The sequence below is a fragment of the Actinosynnema sp. NPDC004786 genome (genome assembly GCF_053601135.1).
Map to the genome: position 1 here is coordinate 67,861 of NZ_JBSGBG010000026.1, position 24,693 is coordinate 92,553.

A 24,693-nucleotide genomic window follows, 5' to 3' on the forward strand; every position below is an offset into this window, starting at 1 on the left:
AGGGGGAGCACAGCCGGACGTCGGCCGACCGGGGGAGCCCGGTCGGCCGGTCAGCAGACCATCAGCAGCGGACGGGCCGACGCCTCGGCGGCCTCCTCGGCCTCGGCGGGGAAGTCGTGCAGGTCCAGCGCGTCCGCCACCCCGGCCGCCTCCAGGACCTGCCGGACCAGCGGGGTCACGACCACGTGCAGCACGCCGCCGCGACCCGCCGCCGCCAGCGCGGTCGCGCCCGCCGACGAGAAGAAGGCCACTTCGCCCAGGTCCACCACCGCGACCCCCGAGCCGGCCAGCGCCGAGTCGAGGTGTTGCCGCAGCGTGGACGCGGTGTCGCTGTCAACACAGCCCCGTACGAGCAGGACCGGGGCCGACTCCCGCCGCGTGTGCGACACGACCAGGTCGTCACCGGCAGCATGCAGACTCAATTTCGCCCTCGCACATCACGGCAGCGCCGTCCGCAGGTGTGATCGCCGGCGGTCGCCGGCCCACTACCGTTTCCCTGCTCCGCCCGCTCCCAAACCTCGAAGTTCCGGTGATCCGGTCAGGGCCGGCGCCACTCCTGGTCCTGCCACGCCGGGTCGAGCGGGGTGTGGGCGATGTGGTTGGTGTAGTTCGACAGGGTCTTCATCCCCACGCCGAGGATGACGTCGAGCACCTGCCGCCGGGTGTGGCCCGCCGCCAGGAAGTCCTCGATGTCCCGCTCGCGGACCCACCCGCGGTCGGTCACGACCAGTTCGGTGAGCTTGCGGACCGCCTCCAGGGCGTCGTCCGACAGGGGCTTGCCGGCGCGCAGCGCCCGCACGGTCTCCTCGGCGACCCCGGCCTTGAGCGCGACCGTGGAGTGCGCGGCCACGCAGTACTCGCAGCCGTTGACCACGCTGGTGGTGATCCAGACGACGTGCCGGGCGTCGGCGGGCAGCGAGGACTTGCCGAACTGTTCGGCCAGCGCGTTGTACCCGGCCAGCAGCTCCGGGGACTCCGCCATCACGCCGTTGAGCGAGGTGACGAACCCCATCCGCCGCCGGCCCGCCTCCAGGTGGGGGCGGGCGGCCTCGGGCGCGGTGGTCTCGTCGTGAACGGTGAACTGCACCATGTCAGCGGATCTCCTCGGGTCGGTTCGCGAGCGCGGCGAGCACCGCCGTGACGGTCTCCGCCAACGCCTCCGGGGACGCGCCCGCGCGGGAGCGCAGGTTCACGCCGTAGGCCAGCAGGGCGAGCGCGTCGGCCGACACCTCCGGCTCGACGCCCGGCCGCAGCGCGCCGGCGGCACGGGCGCGGTCCAGCGCCGCGCGCATCGCCGCCCGCAGCCGGGCGTGGTGCTCGTGCAGGACCGCTCGGACGTCGGGGTCGTCGTTCTCCCCGCCGGCGTGGGCGTTGGTGACCATGCAGCCCCACCGCGCGTGCTCCCCGGCGCACCGCGCCCGGATCAACGCGCGGAAGAAGTCGGCGATCGCCGGCAGGCCGCGCCCGTCCTCGGCGAGCCGCCGCAGCACCGGTCCCGACCGCCGGTCGACGTACCGGCGCAGCGCCGCCAGGTACAGCTCCCGCTTGCCGCCGAACGTCGCGTACAGGCTGGACCGGTTGACGCCGGTGGCCGCCACGACGTCGCCCACGCCGGTCGAGGACACGCCCTGCCGCCAGAACAGCTCCTCCACCGACGCGAGCACCGCCTCGGGGTCGAAGTGCTTCACGTCCGGCATGCCCGCCCCACAATCTTGGAATGGTCGTTCCAAGATAGCCGCGCGACCGGGTCGCCCGCATCGTCCGCACGGGTGCCGGGCTCCCACCGATCGGTCGCCGGCGGCGGCTCCCCGGGACCGGGACCATGGCGGGACCGGGCGGCACGCGTGCCGCTCCTCCTCCCACCGGTCGAGAGGACCGGTCCCATGGACCTCGCACCGCGTGCGCGTCCGTTCACGCCCCTGCTGGCGGTGGGGCTGCTGACCGGCGTCGGCTACGCGCTGGCCGGGCCGTTCCTGTCGGTGTTCCTGGTCAAGGAACTGGCCGCGGGACCCGTCGCGGTCGGCGCGTTCCTGCTCGCCGACTCGGTCGCGGCGCTGGTCGTCGCCACGCTGCTCGGGCGGCTGTCGGACGCGCGCGCGGTGCGCCGGCGGCTGCTCGTGTGGGGTTCGGTGGCCGCGGCGGTGGCGTACGGCCTGTTCGCCGCGGTGCGGGACTACTGGCTGCTGCTCGGGGTGTCGCTGACGCTGGTGGCGGTCTCGTCCTCGTTGCTGCCGCAGATGTTCGCCTACGCGCGGGAGGCGCTGGAACGCGCCGGTTCCGCGAAGGGGCCGTTGGCCATCAGCACGTTGCGGATGGTGCTGTCGCTGTCGTGGGTCGTCGGCCCGCCGGTGGGGGCGCTGCTGATCGACACCAGCGGGTTCGCCGGGCTGTTCGGGGCGGCGGCCGGGCTCTACCTGGTGGCGGTCGCGGTGACGGCCGGCCTGCTGCCGGAGCTGGGCCACGCGCCCGCGCCCGCGACGGGGGAGCGGCCCGGCTCGCCGCGCCGTGACGTCGTGCTCGCCGCGGCGGCGTTCGTGCTGGTGCAGGCGGGCGACATGCTGGGCTTCCTGGCGATGCCGCTGCTCGTGACCGACGTGCTGCACGGCACCACGTCCGAGGCCGGCCTGGTCATGGGCCTGTGCGCGGCCCTGGAGATCCCGCTGATGCTGGTCTTCGGCGCGTTGGCCCTGCGCGTGGACCACGGGCGGCTGGTGGTGGCGGGCGCGGTGGTGGCGCTGGCGTACTACGCGGTGGTGCTGCCGGCCACCGCGACGTGGCAGGTGGCCGCCGCGCAGGTGCTGCACGCGATCGTGATCTCGGCCGTGATGGGCGTGGGCATCTCGTACTTCCAGGGGCTCGCGCCCGACCGGCCCGGGTACGCCACGACGTTGTACGCGAACACGCTCAAGGTCAGCGCGATGGTGTCGGGGCCGCTGCTGGGCGTCGCGCAGGTGCTGGGGTACCGCAGCGCGTTCGCCGTCGCCTTCGCGCTGACCGTGGTCGGCCTGGGCCTGCTGCTCGCCGTGCGGCGGCGATAGCCGGTCGCGGCCCGATCGGCGCCGCCCGTACCCTGATGCGGCCAATCCCACCGAGAGAACGAGACGGACCTCCCCATGCTCGACCGCGCGGTCATCGACGCCCTCTTCCCCGCTGACCTGCCCGAACCCGAGCACTGGGAACAGCGGTACCCGGCCAGGTCGCTGCCCGAGGGCGCGCGGGTCACCCGGTTCGGCCCGTCGCCGACCGGGTTCGTCCACATCGGCGGCATCTACGTGGCCACCATCGACCGCGACATCGCCACCCACACCGGCGGCGCGTACCTCGTGCGGGTGGAGGACACCGACCAGTCGCGCGAGGTCGAGGGCGCGCTGGACCAGTTCGCCCGCGCGTTCGACTACTTCGACCTGCACCCCGACGAGTCCGACGCGGACGGCGCCTACGGCCCGTACCACCAGTCGGCGCGCGAGTCGATCTACCTGACCTACGTGCGGGAGCTGCTGCGCCAGGACAAGGCGTACCTGTGCTTCGCGACCAAGGACGAGCTGGCCGAGATCACCGCGCGGCAGCAGGCCGTGAAGATGCCCACCGGCTACTACGGCAAGTGGGCCACCTGGCGTGACGCGGACCCGGCCGACGTGGCCGCGAAGCTCGCCGAGGGCGCGCCGTACGTGGTGCGGTTCCGCGCGCCCGACGACGCGGCCGGCGCCCGCGTCCGGTTCACCGACGCCATCCGGGGCGAGCTGGAGCACGAGGGCAACCGCAACGACACCGTGATCCTCAAGTCGTCCGACACCTCGCCGCGCCTGCCGACCTACCACTTCGCGCACGCCGTGGACGACCACCTGATGCGCGTCAACCTGGTCATCCGCGGCGAGGAGTGGATCTCCTCCGTGCCGCTGCACCGGCAGCTCTTCGACGCCCTCGGGTTCGAGCACGTCACGTACGCGCACATCGCGCCGTTGATGAAGCAGATCCCCGGCGGCAAGCGGAAGCTGTCCAAGCGCAAGGACCCGGAGGCGGGCGTCGACTTCTACATCGAGGCCGGCTACCCCGCCCGCGCGATCCTGTACTACCTGCGCGGCCTGGCCAACGGCCGGCTCGCCGAGGTGCCGCTGGAGGAGGCGCTGGCCACGCCGATCAGCCTGGACCACTGCGGCGTCGCGGGGCCGCTGGTCGACCTGGTCAAGCTGGAGGACATCAGCGCCGACCACATCGCCGGCTTCACCAGCCGCGAGGTCTACGACGCCGTCCGCGCGTGGGCCGGGGACCACGACCCCGAGCTGGCCGCCGTGCTCGACGCCGAACCCGAGCTGGCGCTGCGCGCGGTGTCCGTCGAGCGGGAGGGCGTCGAGAACCCGCGCAAGGACCTGCGCAAGTGGTCGGACTTCCGGCCCGCGTACGGCTTCTTCTTCCCGCAGCTGTTCACCGTGCTGTCCGGCCCGGAGGACGAGCGGCTCGCGGGCCTCGGCGTGGACCCCGCCGTCGCCGCCGCCTTCGCCCGCGACTTCGCCGACGGCTACCGGCACCTCGCCGACCCGCAGGAGTGGTTCGGCCAGGTCCGCGAGCTGGCGGCCGAGCACGGCTTCGCGCCGAGCCCCAAGGAGTACAAGAAGAACCCCGACGCCTACCCCGGCTCGATCCGCGAGGCATCGCAGCTGGTCCGCGTCGCGCTGACCGGCTCGACCCGCAGCCCGGACCTGCACGCGATCACGCAGGCGATCGGCGAGGACGAGGTGCTGCGCCGCCTGCGCGCCCTGGCCGGCTGACCCCGCCACCCGTCCTGAGCGTTGAACTCGGGGTACCTGAACGTAGGACACACGCGACCTGAACGTAGGACACACGCGTGTGTCCTACGTTCGGAACGCGTGTGTCCTACGTTCGGAACACCTCAGTTCAGCGTTCGGGACGGCGGTGGCGGGGGATGACCAGGCCGGACTCGTAGGCCAGCACGACCAGCTGCGCGCGGTCGCGGGCGCGCAGCTTGGTCATGGCCCGGTTGACGTGGGTCTTGGCGGTCAGCGGGCTGATCACCATGCGCTCGGCGACCTCGTCGTTCGACAGGCCCTGCGCGACCAGGACCACGGCCTCGCGCTCGCGGTTGGTCAGCTCGGCCAGGCCCGCCCCGGTCGTGTCGGCGGGCGGGTGGGCGACGAACCGGTCGATCAGCCGGCGCGTGATCGACGGCGCGAGCAGGGCGTCCCCGCGCGCGGCCACGCGGACGCCGTGCAGGAAGTCCTCCGGTTGCACGTCCTTGACCAGGAAGCCCGCCGCGCCGGCGCGCAACGCGTGGAAGACGTGCTCGTCGAGGCCGTAGTTGGTCAGGATGACGACGCGCACCGACGCCAGGGCCGGGTCGGCGGCGATGCGCCGGGTCGCCTCGATGCCGTCCAGGACGGGCATCCGGATGTCCACCAGGGCGATGTCCGGCAGGTGCTCGCGCGCCAGCGCCACGCCCCGCTCGCCGTCGGCGGCCTCCGCCACCACCTTGATGTCGTCCTCGACCTCGAGCAGCGCGCGGAACCCGCTGCGGATCAGCGGCTGGTCGTCCACCAGCAGCACGCGGATCACGGCGTCCGGTCCACGGGCAGTTCGGCGTGCACGGTGAAGCCGCCCTCCCGGCGCGGCGCGGCGTCGAGCCTGCCGCCCAGCGCGGTGACCCGCTCGCGCATCCCGAGCAACCCCACGCCGGGCGTCGGCGCGTCCGCCGGCGTGGCCCGGCCGTCGTCGTCCACCCGGATGACCAGGGCGTCGGGCCGGTAGTCGATGCGGACCGACGCGGTGTCGGCGGCGGCGTGCCGGGCGATGTTGGTCAGCGACTCCTGGACGATCCGGTACGCGGTCCGGCCCACGGCGGCCGGCACGTCGCCCGGCCGCCCCTCGATCGTCAGCGTCGCGTCCAGGCCGGTCGTGCGGGCGCGCCGCACCAGCGCGGGCACCTGGTCGAGCCCGTGCGGCGGGGTCCGGTCGTCGTCGCGCAACGCCTCCAGCGTCGCCCGCAGCTCCCGCGCCGCCTCACGGCCCGCCTCGCGGATCGCGAGCAACGCCTCGGGCACCGGCTCGCCGCGCTTGCGGGCCAGGTGGACGGCGACCTCCGCCTGGAGCTTGACCACCGAGATCTGGTGGGTGAGCGAGTCGTGCAGCTCGCGCGCGATGTGCAGCCGCTCCTCGTCGGCACGCCGCCGGGCGGTCTCCTCCCGGGTGCGCTCCGCCTCGTCCGCGCGGCGTTCGGCCTGGCGCAGCGCCTCGCCGGCCGCGCCCGCGGCGACCAGCCAGGCGATCTCCAGCACGTCGCGGGACCGGGTGAGCGCCTGGCCGACAGGCAGGTCGGGGGCGGACGCCAGCAGCACCAGCGGCAGGGCGACCAGCATGGCCACCGACACCGCCACCGCCACCCGGCGGTGCCCGGCCCGGACCGCGGCGTACACGGCGAACAGGTACGCCACCACGGGCACGTCGATGCCGACCGCCTGGTGGCCCAGCCCGCACAGCCCGGTCACGACCAGCACGGCCACCGGCGCGCGTCGGCGCGCGACCAGGGCCAGCCCGCCGAGCACCAGCAACGCGTAACCCAACGGCCCGGCCTGCGGCTTGGACAGCCCGGCGATCAGCAGGGTCGCCGCCACGCCGAGGGCGAGCGCCCAGTCCCGGAACGCGATCCGTCCCCCGCTCATGCGTGCACCCTAACCGCGGCGACAGGGCCGGCGACTCGTGCGCGGGGACGATCCCCGACTACCGCGGTCGCGGTAGTCCTGCCACGGGCGCGGCAGCGCGGGTTGTCCCCGTGCGCACGATGACCGGAGGCGGTGTCGGCGGTCAGGCTTCGGGTCGACGTCCAGTCGTCCCCGAAAAGGAGCACCCCATGTCCGTGGACATCCTGCTTGCCGCCGACGCGGTCGACGCCTACACGTTCAGCGCCGGCCGCGTCGTGGCCCTCGTGGCCGGCGCGCTGGGGCTGGTCGGCGCGATCGTCGGCGGCCTGGCCCTGGTCCGCTCCCGCCGGCCCGACCCCGGTTCCGCCCGGGGTCGGGCCGTGGTCGCGCTCGTGGCGGGGTCGGTCGCCGCGGTGGCCGGCGCGCTGGTGGTGATCACCGCCGACGGCGGCCTCGGCACCGGCAACGGGCTCGGCGGCGGTGTGGTGGCCGTGGTGGTCGGGCTGGTCGGGGTCGTCCTGGGCGGGCTGGCCCTGGCCCGGTCCCGCCGCGCCGCCGTGCCGTCACCGTGACGGGGTGCCGACCGACTCCGCCCGGTCCGCGTCCTCCGCCGAGTCGTCCAGGAACCCGCCGGACTGGTGACGCCACAGCTTCGCGTACGCGCCGCCCGCGTCGAGCAGTTCGGCGTGCGTGCCCTGTTCCGCGATCCGGCCCCGGTCGAGCACGATCAACCGGTCCATCCGCACGACCGTGCTCAGCCGGTGCGCCACGACGAACGCGGTGCGGCCCTCCATGAGCCGCCACAGCGCCTCCTGGACCAGCAGCTCGCTCTCCGAGTCCAGCGCGCTGGTCGCCTCGTCCAGCAGCAGGATCGGCGCGTCGCGCAGGATCGCGCGGGCCAGCGCGACGCGCTGCCGCTGCCCGCCGGACAGCTTGACGCCGCGTTCGCCGACCATCGTGTCGAACCCGTCGGGCAGCGCCTCCGCGAACTCCGTCACGTGGGCGGCACGGGCGGCGCGCAGCACCTCGTCGTCGGTCGCGCCCGGCCGGGCGAACGCGATGTTCTCGCGCAGGGTCCGGTGGAACATCGCCGGGTCCTGCGGCACGTACGCGATCAGCCCGCGCAGGTCGGCCTGGCGCATCCGGGCGATGTCCTGGCCGCCGATGAGGATGCGGCCCTCGTCCACGTCCATCAGCCGCAGCAGCAGCCGGGTGAGCGTGGTCTTGCCGCCGCCGGACCGGCCGACCAGCCCGATCCGGGTGCCGGCCGGGACGTCCAGGTCGAGGCCCGTGAACAACGGCTCGTTGCCGCCGTGCGCGAACACCACGCCGTCGAACCGGACGCCGGAGTCCTTGACCCGCAACGGTTCCGGGTCCGGCGGGTCGAGCACGGTCGGCGGGTCCAGGAGCAGTTCGGTGAACTGGGCGGCCTCGGTGAGCGCGCTCTCGAAGCGCCGGTAGATCTGGTTGAACTCGAACATGATCCGGGTCGCGTTGCTGAAGTAGGTGAACGTCACCACGATGGCCTCCACCCCGAGCCCGCCGCTGACCCCGACCGCGACCGCGAGGCCGAGCGCGTTGGTCAGCACGGACAGCGGCGCGACCACGGTGTCGATGCGCAGGTTGCCGTAGTCCCACGAGCGCAGCGCGAGCGCCCGGCTCTCGGCGGTCCGGCTCCGGTGCTCCGCGCCCTCCCGCTCCTCGGCGGCGAACGCCCGCACCGTCTCCATGTTCATCAGCGTGTCGGCGACGTGGCCGGACACCCGCGCGTAGGCGGCCTCGCGCTCGTCGACCAGTTGCTGGCGGCGGCGGATGAGCGGCGCGATCACGAACCCGGTGAGCAGGATCAGCCCGAGCAGCACCAGGACCAGCAGCGGGTGGTAGCCCCACAGCACGACGCAGGCGAAGACCAGCGGCACGATGTTGGCCACGATCCGGAACGCCACCGTGTCCACGAACTCCTCGAAGCGGGAGGCGAAGCTCAGCACCCGCTTGGTGAGCGACCCGGCGAAGTTGTCGTGGAAGAACGCCGCGTCCTTGGCGAGCAGCGCGTCCATGCCGTACACGGACAGGTGCTCGATCCCGCGGCCGTCGGTGCGGTTGAGGCAGTGCACGCCGACGCGCCACAGCAGTTCCGCGAACAGCATCAGGCCGCAGAACGCCAGCAGGTACGGCAGCACGGTGGAGAGGCCGGTGACGCCGCCCTCGGCGAGGCGGCCGGCGAGCGCGCCGACGGCCAGCGGCGCGAGGTAGAGCAAACAGGTGTTGCCCAGCGCGGGCAGCACGAGCGCGCCCACCCCGAGCATCCGGTGGCGGCGCAGCTCGCGGCCGTACAGGCGCAAGGCGAGCAACACCGCTTTTTTGCGGTTCTTGGTGGGTTTGTCGGCCCTGGGCGCGGCCATCCGACTCCTTCCGGGGGCACCTTGCCGCACCCGATCGTGCCGCAGCGGGCGACCGCCGGCGATCGAATAAACGTCGCGCCCTCTCGCGCGGGGCGGCTTTTCGGTGGTGAATTGCCCGCTCAATTCACCGGCTCGACGAACCCGCGCCCGGAGGACGTCCGGCCGTCGGGAGCACCGGGCGGGTCCCGTGCGTTGTGATGGGTGATGACCGCACAACTGCGCTTCCGCGTCCTGGGTGATTCGCTCGCCGTCGGTGTGGGGTGCGCGCGGGTCGAGGAGACCCCGGGCGCGCTGCTGTCGGCCCGGCTGCGGGCGGCCGGGCACCGCGTCGACCTCGGGGTGCACGCCGTGTCCGGCGCGCGGTCGGACGGGTTGGCGGCCCAGGTGCGGGCGGCCGTGCCGACGGGTGTGGACCTCGCGCTGGTGGTGATCGGGGCGAACGACCTGACCTCGTTCACGCCGCCGGCGGTGGGCGCCGGGCTGCTGCACGACGCCGTGGCGGCGTTGCGCCGGGCCGGTGGCGAGGTGGTGGTGGCCACCGCGCCGGACCTCGGCGTGCTCTCCCACGTGCCGCCCGCGTACCGGGCGTTCGTGTCGCAGGCCAGCGGGCTGTACGCGCGTGCGCAGGCCGACGCGGTGGTGCGCGCGGGCGGCGTCGTGGCCGCGCCCGGGCGGGACCTGCTGGACCGGTTCGCCGCGGACCCGCGGCTGTTCGCCGCGGACCGCTTCCACCCCTCGCCCGCCGGGTACGCCCTGATCGCCGACGCCCTCGCGCCCCGGGTGCTCGCGGCGGCGCGCCGTTGGGCGGCGTGAGCGGGGGCGGAGGTTCGCCGGGGATTTCGGCTGCGGTCACGGCAGGCGGCGCGCTGTAGGGCGGAGTGAGGGGGTGTCCGCCGGGACTCCGGCGGTGCGGGCGTGGCCGGGACGGTGGCACCGGGACAGGGGTGCCGGACCGGCCCGGCCGGGTGGGTGTGATCAGGTGCGAGCCGGGTGGGGCGGGGTCCGCCCGCCGGGCAGCGGCGAGATCATGATCCCGCCGGTCTGCTCGGAGGCGGACACCGCCCCACCGGCGCCGCGCCGACGGGTCAGAGGCGCGGGTAGGCGTTCGCCAAGAGCTGGCGGAACTGGGCCGAGAACCAGTGGCCCGACAGCGGCGCGTTGGCGAGCGCGCCCGACATGTTGTTGCCGTTGCGGGCGTTGCCGCCGTACGTCGGGTCGCACATCCGGTCGAAGCCCTTGCCCTCGTCGTTGGGGATCTCCCGGCTCGCGCCGTCGGACTCGCCCGGCGGCTTGGCCCACACGTAGGCGTCGATGCCCGCGGCCGGGTTCGCCCGGGGCCGCTCGCCGATGCCCGCCCCGGACTGGTTGCACCAGTTGCCGAGGTGGATGCGGCGGTCGTAGCGGCCGCCGTTCACGTACGCGTCCACGCTCGTCGTCGGGCCCTTGGCGGTCGGGCGCTGGGAGCCGCCCCAGCCGTTGCGCGACGTGTCGATCAGCATGCCGATGTTCGACCGGAACCCGGCGCCGATCAATTGCGTGCGGAACGCCTGGGCGAACGACAGCTCGTCCACGTACCGGTTCCAGTCGATCCACTTCGACTGGCGCACGGAAGTGCCGTTCACGGTGTCGTTGACGGTGAAATGGTCCTCTTTCAGCACGCCGTAGTTCGCCGTGTTCGCGATGAACCCGGTGACGTTGTCGACCGTGCTGCCGGACGCGCGGGCGGCCTGCGCGAACAACGTCGCGGACGCGCCGAAGTTGTCGTCCCACCCGATCCAGCCGTGGTGCGCGGCGTCGATGTAGTTGTAGACGTTGCCGATCGCGCCGAGCTTGGCCAGCGCGTAACCGACGCCGTTGACGTAGTTGCCGTTCTGGAGCATCCGGTCGCACTGGGCGGTGGCGGTCGGCCGGCCGCCGACGTTCGTCACCAGGTTCGGCAGCGAGTCGATCTCGATGATCGTCACGATGCGCAGGTTGGCGTACTTCGAGTCGCCCATGATCGCGGCGATCGGGTCGATGTACTCGGTCTTGTAGCGGGGCAGGTCGTCCGGCCCCAGTTCGCCGTTGGACGCGAGCGCCGCGCAGTCGCGGCCGGGCAGGTTGTAGATCACGAACTGGACGACCATCGTGCGCCCGGCGGCCTGGCTCAGGGCGTTGTCCAGGTGCGCGCGCAGGCCGCGCGCGCCGTTCACGCCGTTGATCGCGGCGATCCGGTCCAGCCAGACGAACGTCGGCTGGTTCGCGATGGCGGACCCGCCGTCGGCCCGCGCCTTCGCGGACCAGTCCGGGTTCACGTACACCGACGCCCCGGAATAGGGGTTGTCCACGCGCGCGGCGGCGCTCACGTCGGCCGCGGCGGGGCCCGCGCCCAGCGCCGTGGCGGCGGCGAGCGCGAACGCCGCCGTCGCCGCGAGTCCGCGCCTTTTCCTGGTCGGGCCTGGTGATGACTTCAGTGGCATCTTCGGCTCCCTGATGGGGGGGTGCGCAACCGGCGGCGGATTTCCGGGAACGTTTCCGGAAATCGGACCGTAGCAGGCGCGCGACGCTCCGTGAAGACATTTCACGTTCAATGGGGTGGAATTCCATTCCGGGCGGAAGCCGCCGTCGAACACTCATATTCCCGATTCGACCGCGTTCGATTTCGAATCGCTTTCGAATTCCTTCGCGGCGGTGGTCCCGGCCGTCGTCGCCCAGCGCGCGGCGGCGATCCACGGCAGGGCGAGCAGCACGCTGCCGAGCACGTCGGTGGGGTAGTGGACGCCCGAGTAGAGGCGCTGCGCGGCGACCAGCACCGGGACGGCGAGCGCCAGCGCCACCACGGGTCCGCGCCACCACCGGCGGGTGCCGCGCGCGACCAGGAGCGCCACCGCCGTGCCGAGCACCAGGGACGCCGCGACGTGACCGGACGGGAAGCTCGACGTCGGCGGCAGGTCGCCGGGCAGCCTCGCCGCCGGGCGGGCGCGGTCGACCACCGCCGTGGTGACCAGGAACAGCGAGACCTCGCCGAGCAACCCCAGCACGACCAGCAGGACGGGCCGCCAGGACCGCGTCGCGGCCAACGCGATCACGCAGACCACCGCCGCGGCGGCCATCACCGGGCCCGTGCCGCTGAACCCGCCCACATCCTCCATCACCGCGTCCCACCACGGCGTGCGGCGGTCGGCCAGCCACTCGACCGCGGCGCGGTCCCAGGCCGGCGGCACGTCCGGCCCGGCGGCGGTGAGCAGCGAGCCGAGCCCGAACAGCGCGCCCAGCAGCAGGCCCCAGACCACCAGCAGCCGGGCCGCGGCGCGCCACGTGCCGCGCGGCGGGCGGACCCGACGCCCGGACGCCGGCCGCAGGTCGTCGGCCGCCTCGGGCACCAGGCCGCGGGACAGCGGCACGTCCGCCAGGCCCTCGTCGCGCCGCCACCGGCGGAACACCTCCGTGGTGAGGGCCAGCCACAGCAGGCCGAGCAGCCAACCGCCGAGCACGTCCGTGGCGAAGTGCACGCCCAGCGCCACCCTGGTGAGGCCCACCACCAGCACGATCCCGAGCGCCGACGGGACCAGCACCACCCGCGCCCGGCGCACGGAGGCGAACACGAGCACCAGCACGCCGTAGGTGACGGTCGCGCCGACCGTGTGGCCGCTCGGGAAGCTCCAGCCCGGGGCCGTGGCCACCTCGACGTCCACCAGCGGCCGCAACCGCCCGACCAGCTCCTTCACCACCACGCCGAGCAGCCCGCCGCCGGCCGCGGTGACGACCACGTGCGCGGCCACCCACGGGCGTCGGCGCAGCAGCAGCCACGTCGCCGCCAGCGCGGTGAGGCCGGTGAGCGTCGCCGTGTCGCCGAGCCGGGTCAGCCCCCGCGCCACCGCCACCAGGACGCCGGAAGCCGCGACCCACCCCGTCACCGCGTCCGAGATCGCCTGGTCGAGGTCGCGCACCGGCGACCACTCCGACCAGACCACCATCACCACGACCGCGAACGCGACGCCCGCGGTGGCCGCGACGACCAGCGATACCGCGCTCCGCACCGCGAACCGCTCCGCCGCCACCGCCTGTCGCACATCCCGAGTCGCCGTCACCCGTGTGGTGTGCCCCGAAGGATCACCGTGCAACCCCCGGCGCGACGGTTCGGTGACCTTCGTTGCGCTTCCGTTCGCCCTCCGGTAAAGGCGGCAGAACACTCCACAATAGACACCAGACCGTCCACAAAGGTCGTGCGTCGGTCCACTGCGGACAGGTCGCGGTCTGACCGTCCGTGCTGATCGTCTTACGGTAGGTAGTTGTCGCAAATCGGTAGCTACCGATTGACATTCGATAGGTAACGCGCGAGACTCGATGCATGGTCACAACGCATCGAGCGGTAGCGGCGCTCCGGGTGTTCCTCGTGTTGATGTTCGGCGTCCTGCTGTTGTTCCAGGTCATGTCGCTGCCGGGTCAGTTCCGGCACATGGCCCGGGAGAACCCGGACGTGGCGTACCTGCGGTGGCCGCTGACCGCCGTGACGGTGTTCTGGGTGCTGTGCGTGCAGGTGGTGATCGTCGCGATCTGGAAGCTGCTCACGCTGGTGAAGAAGGACCGCATCTTCAGCGAGGCGTCGCTGAGGTGGGTGGACCTGATCGTGTGGGCCATCGCCGCGGCCTGGGTGGTGTTCCAGGCGGTGTTCCTCTACGTGGGCTTCAACGCCGACGATCCCGGTGTGCCGCTGCTGCTGTTCCTGCTGTCGATCGGGCTCACCGTGGTCGGCCTGCTCATGGTGGTCATGCGGGCGCTGCTGCGGCAGGCCACGACACTGCGCAGCGACATGGAATCGGTGATCTGATGCCGATCATCGTGCGCATCGACGTCGAACTGGCCAAGCGCAAGATGAGCGTCGGCGAGTTCGCCGAACGGGTGGGGCTCACCCCGTCGAACGTGGCCGTGCTGAAGAACGGCCGGGCCAAGGCCGTGCGCTTCAGCACCCTGGAGGCCATGTGCCGGGTGCTCGAGTGCCAGCCCGGCGACCTGCTCGAATGGGTGGACGACGAGCACGACGCGGCCGCCGACGGGGACGGGGACCGCCGGTGATCGAGGTCCGCAACCTGACCAGGCGGTACGGCGACGTGCTCGCCGTGGACGACCTGAGCTTCCGGGTCGAGCCCGGCACGGTGACCGGCTTCCTCGGGCCGAACGGCGCGGGCAAGTCCACCACGATGCGGGTGCTGCTCGGCCTGGACCGGCCCACCTCCGGGACGGCGCTGGTGAACGGGCGGCCGTACGCGACGTTCGCCGAGCCGCTGCGCGAGGTCGGCGCGCTGCTCGACCCCGGCGCGGCGCACCCCGGCCGCACCGGGCGCGGCCACCTGCGCGTGGCCGCCCGGACCAACGGCCTGCCCGCCCGGCGGGTCGAGGAGGTCATCGAGCGGGTGGGGCTGGCCGGCGCGGCCCGCCGCCGGATCAAGGGCTACTCGCTGGGCATGCGGCAGCGCCTCGGCATCGCCACGGCATTGATCGGCGACCCGGCCGTGCTGGTGTTCGACGAGCCGGTCAACGGGCTGGACCTGGACGGCGTCCGGTGGATCCGCGGCCTGCTGCGCCGGCTCGCCGACGAGGGCCGCACCGTGCTGGTGTCCAGCCACCTGCTGAGCGAGGTGGAGCAGGTCGCCGACCGGCTGGTGGTGATCGGCCGCGGCCGGCTGATCGCCGACACCTCGACGCGGGAGATCCTCCAGGGGCTCGGCCGGACCAAGGTGCGGGTGCGCAGCCCGCGACCGGACCTCCTGCTCGACGCGCTGCGGGAGCGCGGGCTCACCGCGCAGCGCGAGGCCGACGGCGACCTGCTGGTCGAGGGCGGCGCCGCCGAGGACGTGGGCGGCCTCGCGCACGCCCGGCACATCCCGCTGCACCACCTCTCCGAGGTGCGCCAGTCCCTGGAGGAGGCGTACCTGGAACTGACCGACAGCAGCGTCGAGCACCACGGCCGGGAGCCGGTGCCCGCCACGACCGAGGGGGCGCGGTGACGGCCGTCGTCGCACGGGAAGTCCGCCGCGAGGTCCGGGGCGGACGGGTGTTCGCCCGCGCCTGCGCGGCGGAGTGGACCAGGTTGTGGACGGTGCGGTCCACCTGGTGGTGCCTGGCTGCGGGCGTCCTGGTCATGGCGGGCATCTCGACCATCGCGGGGCTGGAGGCTGCCTCGGCCGCCGAGGCGCCGCGCGGCGCCTCGGCGTGGGCCGCGGCGGCGGTCACCGGCCTGCCGGGTCAGTTCGCCGTGCTCGCCCTGGCGCTCACCGCGGTGACGTCGGACTACGCGACCGGCGGGATCGTGCCGAGCCTGCAGTGGACGCCGCGGCGGCCGGTGTTCTTCCTGGCCCGCGCGGTGGTCGCGGTCGCGGTGGCCGCGGTCCTCGGTGCGCTGCTCCTGTCGGTGGCCGCGCTCGCGTCGTTCGTCGCGGCGAGCCCCCTGCTCACCCTGGCGGGCGCGGGCGACGTGCTGCCGAAGGTCGTGTTCGCCTTCGCCGCCGGCGCGGCGTTCGCCCTCGGGCTGGGGTTCCTGCTGCGCAACACCGCGGGCACGCTCGTCGTGGTGTTCCTGCTGATGCTCGTGCTGCCGCTGGTGCTGCCGAACTTCGGCTTCGCCTGGACCGACGCGATCGCCGACGTCCTGCCCGGCTCCGGTGCGGCGTTCCTGCTGGTCGGCGAGGTGCCGGGGATGACGACGACGTCGTCGGCGACCACCCTGCTGTGCTGGGCCGGCGGCACGCTGCTGCTCGGGTGGCTGCGGCTGGCGCGCGACGACGCGAACCGGTGACGCGGCCGGCGAGGCCACTCGATCGTCAGTCGATGTTGTTACGATGCGCCGCCCCACCCGATCGCGGTCATCGGAAAGGTGACGATCCATGCACAACAACAAGCCCAAGGCGGACTTACTGCGTGAACTCCACGCGGACGGGGTGCTCGTGCTCCCCAACGCGTGGGACGCGGGCAGCGCCGCCCTGATCGCCCGCGCCGGCGCGAAGGCGATCGCCACGACCAGTGGCGGGGTGTCGTGGGCCCTGGGCAGGCCCGACGGGCAGGCCCTGTCCCGTGACGAGATGGTCGAGCAGGTCCGCCTGGTCGCCGCCGCCGTGGACGTGCCCGTGACCGCCGACGTCGAGGGCGGCTACGGCCACGCGCCGGAGGACGTCGCGGCCACCGTCGAGGCCGTCGTCGCGGCCGGCGCGGTCGGCGTGAACATCGAGGACTCCAAGGGTTTCGGGGTGCCGCTGTTCACCGTCGAGGAGCAGTCCGCCCGGCTGCGCGCGGCGCGGGAGGCGGCGGAGCGCGCCGGCCTGCCCGAGCTGGTGGTCAACATCCGCACCGACGTGTTCCTCTTCCAGGTCGGCGAGCCCGAGGGCCGGCTGGACGACGTGCTCACGCGGGCCGCGGCCTACGCCGAGGCGGGCGCGGACAGCCTGTTCGTCCCCGGCCTGGTCGACCTGGACGTGCTGAAGCGGCTGGTCGAGGGCTCGCCGCTGCCGGTCAACGTGATGGCGGGCCCCGGCGCGCCGTCGGTGGCCGAGTTCGAGGCCGTCGGCGTCCGGCGGGTCAGCCTGGGCACGGCGGTCGCCCAGGCCGCGTTCTCCGTGGCGCACCGCGCCGCCGAGGAGGTGCTGACCAAGGGCACCTACGCCGAGCTGGACGGCGCGCTGGACTTCGGCGCCGTCAACGGCGTGTTCGCCCGCTGATTGATCGCCAGGTCAGATCAACCCTGTCGGACAACGTCCGACTCCGCTGGACTGGTACCCCGTCGGGGCGCGCGACCGCGTCCCGGCGGGGTATCGGGCGTGTTCGGCTCCGGGACGGATGGGGATTCGCAGTGACCACGAAGGAAGCGGGCAGACCGGGCGGCGTCCTCGCGAGCGTCAGGGCCACGCCGCCGGCCGTCCGCTACCTGCTCGGCGGCGTGCTCGTCAACCAGCTCGGCGCGTTCGCGCAGACCTTCCTGGTGCTCTACCTGACGATGCGCGAGTTCTCCATCGGCCAGGCCGGGATCGCGCTCACCTGCTACAGCGCCGGCGCGGTGCTCGGCACGCTGCTCGGCGGCGAGCTGGTGCACCGGCTCGGGCCGCGGGCCACGATCGTCGGCGCGATGACGGCGTCGGCGGCGGTCCTCGCGGTGATGCCGTCGTTGAGCACGCCCGGCCTGTTCGGCGTGCTGCTGGTCGTGATCGGCGCGGCGGGCCTGGCCACCCAGTGCTACCGGCCCGCGGCGGCGGTGCTGCTCAGCGAGCTGATGCCGGCCGAGCACCGGGTCATGGCGTTCTCCATGATGCGCATCGCCCTCAACGGCGGCGCGGCGCTCGCGCCGCTCATCGCGGCCGGGCTGATCCTGCTCGACTGGGACCTGCTGTTCTACTTCGACGCGGCGTCGGCGCTGGCCTACGCCGTGGTGGCCCGGCTCACGCTGCCCGCCACCGCGGCGCCGCGCGACGACGAGGACGAGGCGGAGTCCGGCGCGCAGAAGCGGTCGGCCTACGCGGTGATGATCCGCGACGCCCGGTTCCTCGCCTTCCTCGCCTCCACCCTGCTCGGCACGCTGATCTACGTGCAGTACGTGGTGGCGCTCCCGCTGAAGATCACCGGCGAGGGCCACCCGGCCGTGCTCTACAGCATCGTGCTGACCACCGCGTCGATCATCCTCGTGGTGTCCGAGCTGAAGATCACCTCGTACGTCCGCGACTGGGCGCCGTGGGCGGCGGGCGCGGTCGGCACGGCGGTCATGGGCCTGGGCGCGGCCGGGTACGGGCTCGGCTCGCACGCGGTCGTGATCGTGCTCAGCACCGGGGTGTTCGTGCTCGGCGTGATGATCAGCGGCCCGACGATGTTCGCGCACCCGGCCAAGGCCCCCGCCTCGGTCCGCGGCCGGTACGTCGGCACGCACCAGGCCACGTTCGGCCTCGGCTCGGCGCTCGGACCCACGCTCGGCGTGCTGGCCTGGGGCGCGTTCGGCAACGGCGTGTGGTTGCTGTGCGGCGTGCTCGGCCTGGTCGGCGGCTGGTTCGCCGTGCTCGGCATGCGGGAGCGCAGGCCCGCCGGCACGGCCGGGTAACCCTTCTCACAGCACCGGCGACCGGCCCGGCGGGTGACGTCCCCGCCGGGCCCGTCGGCGTCCGCAGGACCTGCGCAATACTTCTTTCCGGTGTATTTCCCGGTCACTCTGGAATAGGTGGCGACGCGCCGCTCACGGCCGATGACATAGTGTCACATAATGCCTCTACCTGCGACGTTACGTGCTGCGCTCAGTGGTCATATTCAAATCCTATGGTCCTCCGATCGGCGGTAGCGGGAACTCCACCCCTTATTCATGCTTGGCCCGCACCTGGAGAGGAAGGGATCCGCTGGGGATGGGTAGACCGGAAAAACCTGTCGATGCCTCGTCCGGCGCGGTCGCGACTTTCGCGAGCGAATTGAGACGACTGAGGGCCCGGGCGGGCAACCCCACGTACCGGGACATGGGTCGGGCGGCTTTGTACTCCTCGTCGGTGTTGTCCAGCGCGGCCAGCGGCCACCGGATGCCCACGTTGCAGGTGACCCTCGCGTTCGTGGCCGCGTGCGGCGGCGACCGCGAGCAGTGGCGGCGCCGGTGGCTGGAGGTGTCGAGCGGGCTGGGTCCCGAGGCGGCCGCCGCGGCGGTCCGGCCGGAACCGGCGGGGCCGCGCTCGGCCGTGCCGCGACCGGCGCAGTTGCCGATGAGGCCGCGCGGGTTCGTCGGCCGGGCCGAGGAGCTGCGCCTGCTCGCCGCGGACACGGTCACCCCCGTGGTGATCACCGGACCGGCGGGCGTCGGCAAGACCGAACTCGCGCTGCGCCACGTCCACCGCCTGGCCGCCGACGCGGTGGACGGGCAGCTCTACGTCGACCTGGGGCCGCTGGAGCCGGGGGAGCGGGGGGCCCGGACCGTGCTGGACGGGTTCCTGCGCGCGTTGGGCGTGCCCGTCGAGGGCCTGCCGGACACCCTCGACCAGCAGGCCGGCCTGTACCGGTCGCTGATCGCCGAACGCCGGGTCGTGGTGCTGCTGGACAACGTGCGCGACGAGCGCCAGGTCCGGCCGCTGCTGGCGGAGAGCCCGCACAGCACCACGGTGATCGTGTCCCGCGCGCCGCTGCTCGGCCTGCGGGACGTGCGCCGGCTGCGGCTGGGCGTGCCGTCCCGGGCCGAGGCCATCGCCATGCTCACGGCGGGCCTGCCGGACCCGGTGGTGGTCGAGCCCGAGGACTGCGACCGGCTCGCCCGGCTGTGCGGCGACCTGCCGCAGGCGCTGGACATCGCCGCGCGCAAGCTCGCCGCCAGGCCGGGCCTGCCGGTGGGCCGGCTGCTCGCGCGGCTGACCGAGCCGGGCGCGTTGCTGGACTGGCTGCGCATCGGCGACCTGTCGGTCCGCGAGTCCTACCAGTCGGCCTACCTGGGGCTCGGCGACGCGGCCAAGGCGTTGCTGCACCAGCTCGCGCACCAGCCCGTGGACGAGCCGGTGCTCGGCGGGGCGTTCGCCGACGACGAGCCGGTGTACGAGCTGGCCGACGCCGGGCTGCTGCGCTGCGCCGGCCGGCCGGGCGCGTACCGGCTCGACCCCCTGGCCCGCACCTTCGCGCTCGACCTGCGCGCCGCCGGCCACGCGGTGCGCCGGTCCACCCGCCAGGAATTGATTGTCACGGCCGGACGACACTACCGATCAACTGTGACGTCGGCTTGACTGTAGGCGCGTCGGTCGGTTGTCGTAATTGATCCGGGTGCGTCCGGGGTACCTATTCCGGCGCACCCGGAAATTACTTCCCCCGCACCGGCGGGCGACGAACCGGGAATTGTCCGGTGACGATCGCGGTACGGCCCGGTCGCGGTTCGCGGCGCGGGCGGCGTCGTGGCCGCCGGCGGTGCGGTGGCCGGTCGCGCCCAGGCCGTGGTCGGGTCCGGAGGAGTCCGGCGGCGGGTGTCGCCGGGAAGGGTGGTGCGAGGTGGGTCGGCACTTGGTCGTCGTGGGAGCCGGGGTCACCGGTCTGCTCACCGCAGTCCGGTGCGCGCGGTCCGGTGCGCGGGTCACCGTGCTGGACGTGGGCCCCGTGCCCAACCCGGCCTCCACCTCCCACGACGAGCACCGGGCCCTCCGCGCGCTCGACCCGGGCGACGTGGCCGCCACCCGCGCCTCGGCGGTGCTGCACCGGCACTGGCTGGAGCTGGAGTCCCTGCTCGGCACGCCCTTCTACCGGCGGGTCGGCGTGGTCACCGGGTGGCCCGCCGAGTCGGCGGACGCGGCGCTCGACGTCGCGCGCGAGGCCGGCACGCCGGTCTCCCCGGTGGAGCCGGAGAAGTACCCGCACATCCGCTTCCCGGCCGGCGCGGTCGGCCTGCTCGAAGCCGACGCGGGCGTGCTCCTGGCCGACCGGGTCCTCGACGCCGCCGCGCGCTGGCTGCGCGAGCACCCGCTGGTGGCGCTGCGACCGGGCAGCGCCGTCCGCGAGGTCGACGCCGACCGCGCCGCGGTGCACCTGGCCGACGGGTCCACCGTGCGCGGGGACGTGCTGCTGGTGGCCGCCGGACCGTGGTCCCGGGAGCTGGTCGACGTGCCGACCGTGCTGCACCGCCAACGGATCGTCTACCTGCGACCGCCCGACGAGCCGGCGCGGTGGTGGGAGGGCGCGCCCAGCGCCGGCCGCATCGGCGACGACGGCCTGGCGTGGCTCATCCCGCCGGGCGACGGCACCCGGCTCAAGATCAGCTCCGCGGCGCTGTGCCGCGAGGTGGACGAGGTGGGCGACGAGACCGACCGGTGGACCGACCACCTGGCGCTGTCGTCCGTGCTGAACGACCACGAGCGCTACACCGTGACCGCCGTGCGGACGTGCCACTACGCGGTCGACCCGGACACCGGTGGCGGGAGCCTGGTCCGGATCGGGCCGGCCGCCTGGGCGCGGGCCGCCAGCGGCGGCGACGGCTTCCGCACCGCGCCCGTCGTCGCCGAGCGCGTCGCCGAGGAGGTGGCGGGGGCGTGACCGGGGCCGTGCCGGACGTGTCCGGTGTGGACGGTCGCCGCGCGGCGCGTCGGCGGGTCGCGGGCGGCGGTCCGGCGCGGTCGCCGCGCCCGTGGAGCTGCGCCGACGTGCGCCGATCGGTCGACCCGGCCCCGGTGGACCGGCACGCCCGGGCACCGCGCGACGCCGGTGGAGCGCGCCGCGCCTCCCGCCGCCCCCAGCCGTCCAGCAGGCGGCCCGTCTGCCCGCCGACGCTCGGCACCACCCGATAGTGTGCCGAACCCGACCGACCTTCGAGAGGACACCATGACCGCGCGACCGGTGATCATCGTCGGCTTCCTGGCGCCGCTGCCCACCCGCCCCGAGTTCGAGGACGGGTCGATGGTCCTCGTGGACGAGCCGGACGTCATCCGCAAGAGGGACATCGCGGACAAGATGGCCGGCGCGGCCTCGCTGCGCGAACTCGTGCCGTGGGAGTACCAGCTCCCGGGCGCGGCCGACGAGTTCTACAACACCTACCCGGACCTCGACCCGGCCTACGTCGTGCCGCTGCTGGAGTACGCGACGCCGTTTGCCGCCCGGCTCGCCGAGCGCTACGGGCTGCCCGGCGCGACCAGCGGCGCGGCCGCGCTGCTGCGCGACAAGGAGCTGCTGCGCCGCGTCACCCGTGCCGCCGGCGTCGCCAACCCGGTGTCCACGGCCGTGTCCTCGCCCGACGACGTGCGGGCCTTCATGGCCGAGCACCCCGGCCAGGTCGTGCTCAAGCCCGCGAACCGGCAGGCGTCGCTCGGCACGAAGGTGCTGCACGACCCGGCCGAGGTCGACCAGGCGTGGCGGGAGTGCCTGGCGAGCCAGGACGAGGGCATCCTCGTGCCCGACCGCGAGATCCCGCTGCGGATGCTGGTCGAGACGTTCGTCAGCGGCGCGGAGTACAGCGTGGAGATGCTGGTCCGCGACGGCGTGCCGGTGTTCACCAACATCACCGGCAAGACCCTGTTCCCCGGGCCGCGCCCGATCGAGCTGGGCCACCTGGTGCCCGCCGACCTGCCCGGGGAGACCGCAGCCCTGCTGGCCGAGCGGACGGAGGCGGTGCTGCGCGCGGTCGGCTTCGGCACCGGGATCGTGCACTGCGAGTGGATCCTCTCCGGCGGCGTGCCGCACCTGGTCGAGTGCGCCGGCCGGTTCCCCGGCGACGGCATCACCTGGCTGATCGACGAGGCGTACGGCTTCCCGCTGGCCGAGCGGTACTACACGCTGATGCGCGGCGAGGAGCCGCCCGCGCTGCCCGCCGGGGCCGAGCGCGCCGCGTCCGTGCGCTTCCTGCGGGCCGAGCCCGGCGAGGTCGTGTCGGTCGAGGGCCTGGACGAGGTCAAGGCGATGCCCGGCGTGCTGTCCGCGTCGGTGTCGGTCGCGCCCGGCGAGACCGTGCACGAGCTGCGCAGCTCGTGGGACCGGGCCGGTTCCGTGACGGTCGTGGCCGACACGCCGGCCGAGGCGGCCGCGCTCGCGGAGAAGGCGGCCGCCGCGATCCGCGTGGAGGTCCGCGCGGCAGAATGACCGCCATGCCAACCCCAGTCGCCGTGCACACGGTGGTCGACAGCCCGATCGGTGAGCTGACGCTGGTCGCGCGGGACGGTGTCCTCGCCGGCCTCTACATGAGCGAGCACCGGCACCGGCCGGCCTTCGAGACCTTCGGCGACCGCGACGACTCCCCGTTCGGGGAGGTCGTCGCGCAGCTGGAGGAGTACTTCGCGGGCAAGCGGACCGCGTTCGACCTGCCGCTGTCGATGGCCGGCACCCCGTTCCAGCGGACCGTGTGGGACGCGCTCAAGGAGATCCCGCACGGGGAGACGATGACCTACGGCGAGCTGGCCGCCCGCATCGGCCGCCCGACCGCCTCGCGCGCGGTCGGGTTGGCCAACGGCAAGAACCCGATCAGCATCATCGTGCCGTGCCACCGGGTCGTCGGCTCGACCGGCGGTCTGACCGGGTACGGCGGCGGGATCGAGCGCAAGCGGATGCTGCTCGGCTTCGAGCGCGGCGACCTGCTCTGGTGAGGACGGGCGACCCGGCGCGTTCCCCGCGACGGGTGACGGCGTGAGGCGGTCGGGCGGTGTGCCCGGTACGGGCCGGTTCGCGGGGTTCGCGGACCGGCCCGACGACTGTCCGGAACCGACCGGTTTGCCGCGGGATGACCGCCTGTGCCCGGATCGGCCGGTCACGCGGAACCCGGCACGTGGCACGCTCGCCGCGCGCAGCCGGTAGGCCCGCCCCGGGAGCCGGGAGCCGGGAGCCGGGAGCCGGGAGCCGGGACCCGTGGGCCGTGGGCCGGAACTGTGAACCCGACGGCGGGTCCGTGGACGCGTCGAACCGCGAGCCTCGGCCGGGACGCGGGCCGGGACTTCGCGGGTCCGAAGTGGACGGGAGCCCGCCGCCGGCTTGCGGCGGGCTGCCCGGGTTCACCGTCACGACGTGGCGTTCTCCGACTCCAGGTAGTCGGTCGCGCCCTCGCCGGTCAGCAGCGCGTACGCGTGCGCCACCGACACCATCGTCATGTGGTGGTGCCAACCCTGGTAGCTGCGGCCCTCGAAGTCGTGCAGGCCGTAGGGGTCCCGCGCCGCGTTCGCGTCCGCCCGGTCCTTCCTGGTGATCAGGTCGAACAGCTCCGGGACCGGCCGGTCCACCAGGTTGGTGATCCAGTACCTCGTCGGGGTGGCGCTGCCCAGCGGTCGCTCGGCCACCAGCCGCACCGGCGGGCCCTGCCGCCGTTCGGTGTTGACCAGCCGCGCCGACGCCGCGCGGACCTGGACGCGGCCCGCGCCGCGCCCCGTCAGCCGCGGCCAGACGCGGTGGGACGACGGGTGGTCCCGCCAGCCCCGGAGGATCTCCGACGGGCTCAGCGCCCGCCGCGCGGCCCTCTGGTCCGCCTGCCTGGTCGCCATCACCGCACGCAGGTGCGGCTCGGCCAACAGGCGTTCGTCGCCTTTGACGCCGATCACGTACCCCAGTCCGCGATCGGTCAGGTCATCGAGCAGTTGCAGCGTGTTGGGCACGTCCGTGGCGTCGAACACCACCGGCGCGGTCGGCACCCGCAACGCGGTCAACTCGTCGAGCATCCCCAGCATGTACTCGCGCTCGCACATCCCGTCCTCGTGCTCCGGGATGCGGGTCCGACGGCGCCGCTCCGCGTCGTCGACCCACCGCCTCGACAGCAGCAACCGCCAGTTGACCGGCACGGCGGTCTCCTCGACGTCCAGCTGCAGGCTCAACCCCAGTTGACAGTTGACCAGGCGTCCCGCGTCACGCACGAACCGGCGCTCGACCCCGACCGAGTGGTCGCCGCGCTTGTGGATGACCGCGTACCCGATCAACCAAGCCCGCACCGGCAACCGCTCCGCGAGGTACAGCGCCAGCGCGTCGCGCACCGGCTGCCAGTCCCACGGGCTCTGGTTGACGAACTGCTGCAGCGACTGGACGGCGGAACCGCCGCCCGCCAGCTCGGCGATCTTGCTGATGGACTTGCGCCCGGTCGCCTTGACCAGGCCGGACAGGTAGATCTCGGCCCAACGCCGCTGGTCCGCCCGCGGCATGGACTGGAACATCCGGTGCACGAAGGCTCGCGCACCGCCGGCTAAATGCGTCTGCAACTCCACCAGGAACTCCCCCAAGTG

At 73.8% G+C, this 24,693-nt stretch carries 24 protein-coding genes; 15 read left to right on the top strand and 9 right to left on the bottom strand.

Annotated elements, in window-relative coordinates; translation table 11 throughout:
* Positions 1 to 50 precede the first annotated feature (50 nt).
* From ACWEFJ_RS23120 to ACWEFJ_RS23130, 3 genes are all read right to left on the bottom strand, one after another.
* Positions 51 to 422: an STAS domain-containing protein gene (locus ACWEFJ_RS23120; protein WP_449715004.1), complete on the bottom strand. Its 372-nt coding sequence runs from the start codon at positions 420 to 422 to the stop codon at positions 51 to 53.
* 116 nt (positions 423 to 538) lie between these two features.
* The gene (locus ACWEFJ_RS23125; RefSeq protein WP_378091611.1) at positions 539 to 1,090 is read right to left on the bottom strand and encodes a carboxymuconolactone decarboxylase family protein; all 552 of its coding nucleotides are present in this window, start codon (positions 1,088 to 1,090) and stop codon (positions 539 to 541) included.
* A gap of 1 nt (position 1,091) precedes the next feature.
* Positions 1,092 to 1,697: a TetR/AcrR family transcriptional regulator gene (locus tag ACWEFJ_RS23130; RefSeq protein WP_378091609.1), complete on the bottom strand. Its 606-nt coding sequence runs from the start codon at positions 1,695 to 1,697 to the stop codon at positions 1,092 to 1,094.
* Positions 1,698 to 1,883: 186 nt separating this feature from the next.
* Between ACWEFJ_RS23130 and ACWEFJ_RS23135 the strand changes: the two genes are divergently transcribed.
* Together ACWEFJ_RS23135 and ACWEFJ_RS23140 are read left to right on the top strand one after the other, a co-directional pair.
* Positions 1,884 to 3,038: a sugar efflux transporter gene (locus ACWEFJ_RS23135; RefSeq protein ID WP_378091607.1), complete on the top strand. Its 1,155-nt coding sequence runs from the start codon at positions 1,884 to 1,886 to the stop codon at positions 3,036 to 3,038.
* Between the two features lie 75 nt (positions 3,039 to 3,113).
* The gene (locus ACWEFJ_RS23140) at positions 3,114 to 4,766 is read left to right on the top strand and encodes a glutamate--tRNA ligase (RefSeq protein ID WP_449715005.1); all 1,653 of its coding nucleotides are present in this window, start codon (positions 3,114 to 3,116) and stop codon (positions 4,764 to 4,766) included.
* Between the two features lie 127 nt (positions 4,767 to 4,893).
* Here the strand turns inward: ACWEFJ_RS23140 and ACWEFJ_RS23145 are convergent, their stop codons facing one another.
* Together ACWEFJ_RS23145 and ACWEFJ_RS23150 are read right to left on the bottom strand one after the other, a co-directional pair.
* Positions 4,894 to 5,568 (bottom strand): response regulator, encoded by a 675-nt coding sequence (locus ACWEFJ_RS23145; RefSeq protein WP_449715006.1) that lies wholly within the window; start codon positions 5,566 to 5,568, stop codon positions 4,894 to 4,896.
* Entirely contained in the window at positions 5,565 to 6,671 is a 1,107-nt protein-coding gene (locus ACWEFJ_RS23150) for a sensor histidine kinase (protein WP_449715007.1), read from the bottom strand. The genes ACWEFJ_RS23145 and ACWEFJ_RS23150 overlap by 4 nt, the downstream gene beginning before the upstream one ends.
* Before the next feature lie 188 nt (positions 6,672 to 6,859).
* Here ACWEFJ_RS23150 and ACWEFJ_RS23155 point away from each other — a divergent pair, with 188 nt between their 5' ends.
* Positions 6,860 to 7,222, top strand: coding sequence for a DUF6223 family protein (locus ACWEFJ_RS23155; protein WP_449715008.1), 363 nt, complete (start codon positions 6,860 to 6,862; stop codon positions 7,220 to 7,222).
* On the opposite strand, the gene ACWEFJ_RS23160 is transcribed toward ACWEFJ_RS23155, so the two are convergent.
* On the bottom strand, positions 7,214 to 9,052 hold the full coding sequence (locus ACWEFJ_RS23160) for an ABC transporter ATP-binding protein (RefSeq protein ID WP_449715009.1): 1,839 nt from the start codon (positions 9,050 to 9,052) through the stop codon (positions 7,214 to 7,216). The genes ACWEFJ_RS23155 and ACWEFJ_RS23160 overlap by 9 nt on opposite strands.
* A gap of 204 nt (positions 9,053 to 9,256) precedes the next feature.
* Here ACWEFJ_RS23160 and ACWEFJ_RS23165 point away from each other — a divergent pair, with 204 nt between their 5' ends.
* A complete protein-coding gene (locus ACWEFJ_RS23165) occupies positions 9,257 to 9,865 on the top strand; it encodes an SGNH/GDSL hydrolase family protein (RefSeq protein WP_378091595.1) in 609 nt (202 codons plus the stop codon).
* A gap of 272 nt (positions 9,866 to 10,137) precedes the next feature.
* On the opposite strand, the gene ACWEFJ_RS23170 is transcribed toward ACWEFJ_RS23165, so the two are convergent.
* Together ACWEFJ_RS23170 and ACWEFJ_RS23175 are read right to left on the bottom strand one after the other, a co-directional pair.
* Positions 10,138 to 11,511 (bottom strand): glycoside hydrolase family 6 protein, encoded by a 1,374-nt coding sequence (locus ACWEFJ_RS23170; RefSeq protein ID WP_449715010.1) that lies wholly within the window; start codon positions 11,509 to 11,511, stop codon positions 10,138 to 10,140.
* A 153-nt stretch (positions 11,512 to 11,664) separates the two neighbouring features.
* On the bottom strand, positions 11,665 to 13,104 hold the full coding sequence (locus ACWEFJ_RS23175) for a phosphatase PAP2 family protein (RefSeq protein WP_449715011.1): 1,440 nt from the start codon (positions 13,102 to 13,104) through the stop codon (positions 11,665 to 11,667).
* Between the two features lie 278 nt (positions 13,105 to 13,382).
* On the opposite strand from ACWEFJ_RS23175, the gene ACWEFJ_RS23180 reads away from it, so the two are divergent.
* From ACWEFJ_RS23180 to ACWEFJ_RS23230, 11 genes are all read left to right on the top strand, one after another.
* Positions 13,383 to 13,862, top strand: coding sequence for a DUF2975 domain-containing protein (locus tag ACWEFJ_RS23180; RefSeq protein ID WP_378091589.1), 480 nt, complete (start codon positions 13,383 to 13,385; stop codon positions 13,860 to 13,862).
* On the top strand, positions 13,862 to 14,107 hold the full coding sequence (locus ACWEFJ_RS23185; protein WP_378091587.1) for a helix-turn-helix domain-containing protein: 246 nt from the start codon (positions 13,862 to 13,864) through the stop codon (positions 14,105 to 14,107). The genes ACWEFJ_RS23180 and ACWEFJ_RS23185 overlap by 1 nt, the downstream gene beginning before the upstream one ends.
* Positions 14,104 to 15,039 (top strand): ABC transporter ATP-binding protein, encoded by a 936-nt coding sequence (locus ACWEFJ_RS23190; protein WP_449715012.1) that lies wholly within the window; start codon positions 14,104 to 14,106, stop codon positions 15,037 to 15,039. Before ACWEFJ_RS23185 ends, ACWEFJ_RS23190 begins: the two co-directional genes overlap by 4 nt.
* Complete coding sequence (locus tag ACWEFJ_RS23195; RefSeq protein ID WP_378091583.1) at positions 15,036 to 15,827, top strand: hypothetical protein; 792 nt, start codon at positions 15,036 to 15,038, stop codon at positions 15,825 to 15,827. The genes ACWEFJ_RS23190 and ACWEFJ_RS23195 overlap by 4 nt, the downstream gene beginning before the upstream one ends.
* Positions 15,828 to 15,915: 88 nt before the next feature.
* Positions 15,916 to 16,743: an isocitrate lyase/PEP mutase family protein gene (locus ACWEFJ_RS23200; RefSeq protein ID WP_378091581.1), complete on the top strand. Its 828-nt coding sequence runs from the start codon at positions 15,916 to 15,918 to the stop codon at positions 16,741 to 16,743.
* 131 nt (positions 16,744 to 16,874) lie between these two features.
* Positions 16,875 to 18,107, top strand: a complete 1,233-nt coding sequence (locus tag ACWEFJ_RS23205) for an MFS transporter (protein WP_378091579.1) — start codon at positions 16,875 to 16,877, stop codon at positions 18,105 to 18,107.
* A 358-nt stretch (positions 18,108 to 18,465) separates the two neighbouring features.
* Entirely contained in the window at positions 18,466 to 19,749 is a 1,284-nt protein-coding gene (locus tag ACWEFJ_RS23210) for an NB-ARC domain-containing protein (RefSeq protein ID WP_378091577.1), read from the top strand.
* A 259-nt stretch (positions 19,750 to 20,008) separates the two neighbouring features.
* On the top strand, positions 20,009 to 21,043 hold the full coding sequence (locus ACWEFJ_RS23215; protein WP_449715013.1) for an NAD(P)/FAD-dependent oxidoreductase: 1,035 nt from the start codon (positions 20,009 to 20,011) through the stop codon (positions 21,041 to 21,043).
* Positions 21,040 to 21,294 (top strand): hypothetical protein, encoded by a 255-nt coding sequence (locus ACWEFJ_RS23220; protein ID WP_449715014.1) that lies wholly within the window; start codon positions 21,040 to 21,042, stop codon positions 21,292 to 21,294. Before ACWEFJ_RS23215 ends, ACWEFJ_RS23220 begins: the two co-directional genes overlap by 4 nt.
* Before the next feature lie 34 nt (positions 21,295 to 21,328).
* Positions 21,329 to 22,579, top strand: a complete 1,251-nt coding sequence (locus ACWEFJ_RS23225; RefSeq protein ID WP_378091571.1) for an ATP-grasp domain-containing protein — start codon at positions 21,329 to 21,331, stop codon at positions 22,577 to 22,579.
* A gap of 5 nt (positions 22,580 to 22,584) precedes the next feature.
* Positions 22,585 to 23,079: a methylated-DNA--[protein]-cysteine S-methyltransferase gene (locus ACWEFJ_RS23230; RefSeq protein ID WP_449715015.1), complete on the top strand. Its 495-nt coding sequence runs from the start codon at positions 22,585 to 22,587 to the stop codon at positions 23,077 to 23,079.
* A gap of 408 nt (positions 23,080 to 23,487) precedes the next feature.
* On the opposite strand, the gene ACWEFJ_RS23235 is transcribed toward ACWEFJ_RS23230, so the two are convergent.
* Positions 23,488 to 24,675 (bottom strand): IS701 family transposase, encoded by a 1,188-nt coding sequence (locus ACWEFJ_RS23235; RefSeq protein ID WP_378091569.1) that lies wholly within the window; start codon positions 24,673 to 24,675, stop codon positions 23,488 to 23,490.
* Between the last annotated feature and the right edge of the window lie 18 nt (positions 24,676 to 24,693).

Coding starts and splice junctions, on each gene's coding strand:
- ACWEFJ_RS23130 (WP_378091609.1), bottom strand. CDS start 1,697: ATGCCGGACGTGAAGCACTTCGACCCCGAGGCGGTGCTCGCGTCGGTG.
- ACWEFJ_RS23135 (WP_378091607.1), top strand. CDS start 1,884: ATGGACCTCGCACCGCGTGCGCGTCCGTTCACGCCCCTGCTGGCGGTG.
- ACWEFJ_RS23125 (WP_378091611.1), bottom strand. CDS start 1,090: ATGGTGCAGTTCACCGTTCACGACGAGACCACCGCGCCCGAGGCCGCC.
- ACWEFJ_RS23160 (WP_449715009.1), bottom strand. CDS start 9,052: ATGGCCGCGCCCAGGGCCGACAAACCCACCAAGAACCGCAAAAAAGCG.
- ACWEFJ_RS23170 (WP_449715010.1), bottom strand. CDS start 11,511: ATGCCACTGAAGTCATCACCAGGCCCGACCAGGAAAAGGCGCGGACTC.
- ACWEFJ_RS23155 (WP_449715008.1), top strand. CDS start 6,860: ATGTCCGTGGACATCCTGCTTGCCGCCGACGCGGTCGACGCCTACACG.
- ACWEFJ_RS23150 (WP_449715007.1), bottom strand. CDS start 6,671: ATGAGCGGGGGACGGATCGCGTTCCGGGACTGGGCGCTCGCCCTCGGC.
- ACWEFJ_RS23185 (WP_378091587.1), top strand. CDS start 13,862: ATGCCGATCATCGTGCGCATCGACGTCGAACTGGCCAAGCGCAAGATG.
- ACWEFJ_RS23225 (WP_378091571.1), top strand. CDS start 21,329: ATGACCGCGCGACCGGTGATCATCGTCGGCTTCCTGGCGCCGCTGCCC.
- ACWEFJ_RS23140 (WP_449715005.1), top strand. CDS start 3,114: ATGCTCGACCGCGCGGTCATCGACGCCCTCTTCCCCGCTGACCTGCCC.
- ACWEFJ_RS23200 (WP_378091581.1), top strand. CDS start 15,916: ATGCACAACAACAAGCCCAAGGCGGACTTACTGCGTGAACTCCACGCG.
- ACWEFJ_RS23165 (WP_378091595.1), top strand. CDS start 9,257: ATGACCGCACAACTGCGCTTCCGCGTCCTGGGTGATTCGCTCGCCGTC.
- ACWEFJ_RS23180 (WP_378091589.1), top strand. CDS start 13,383: ATGGTCACAACGCATCGAGCGGTAGCGGCGCTCCGGGTGTTCCTCGTG.
- ACWEFJ_RS23230 (WP_449715015.1), top strand. CDS start 22,585: ATGCCAACCCCAGTCGCCGTGCACACGGTGGTCGACAGCCCGATCGGT.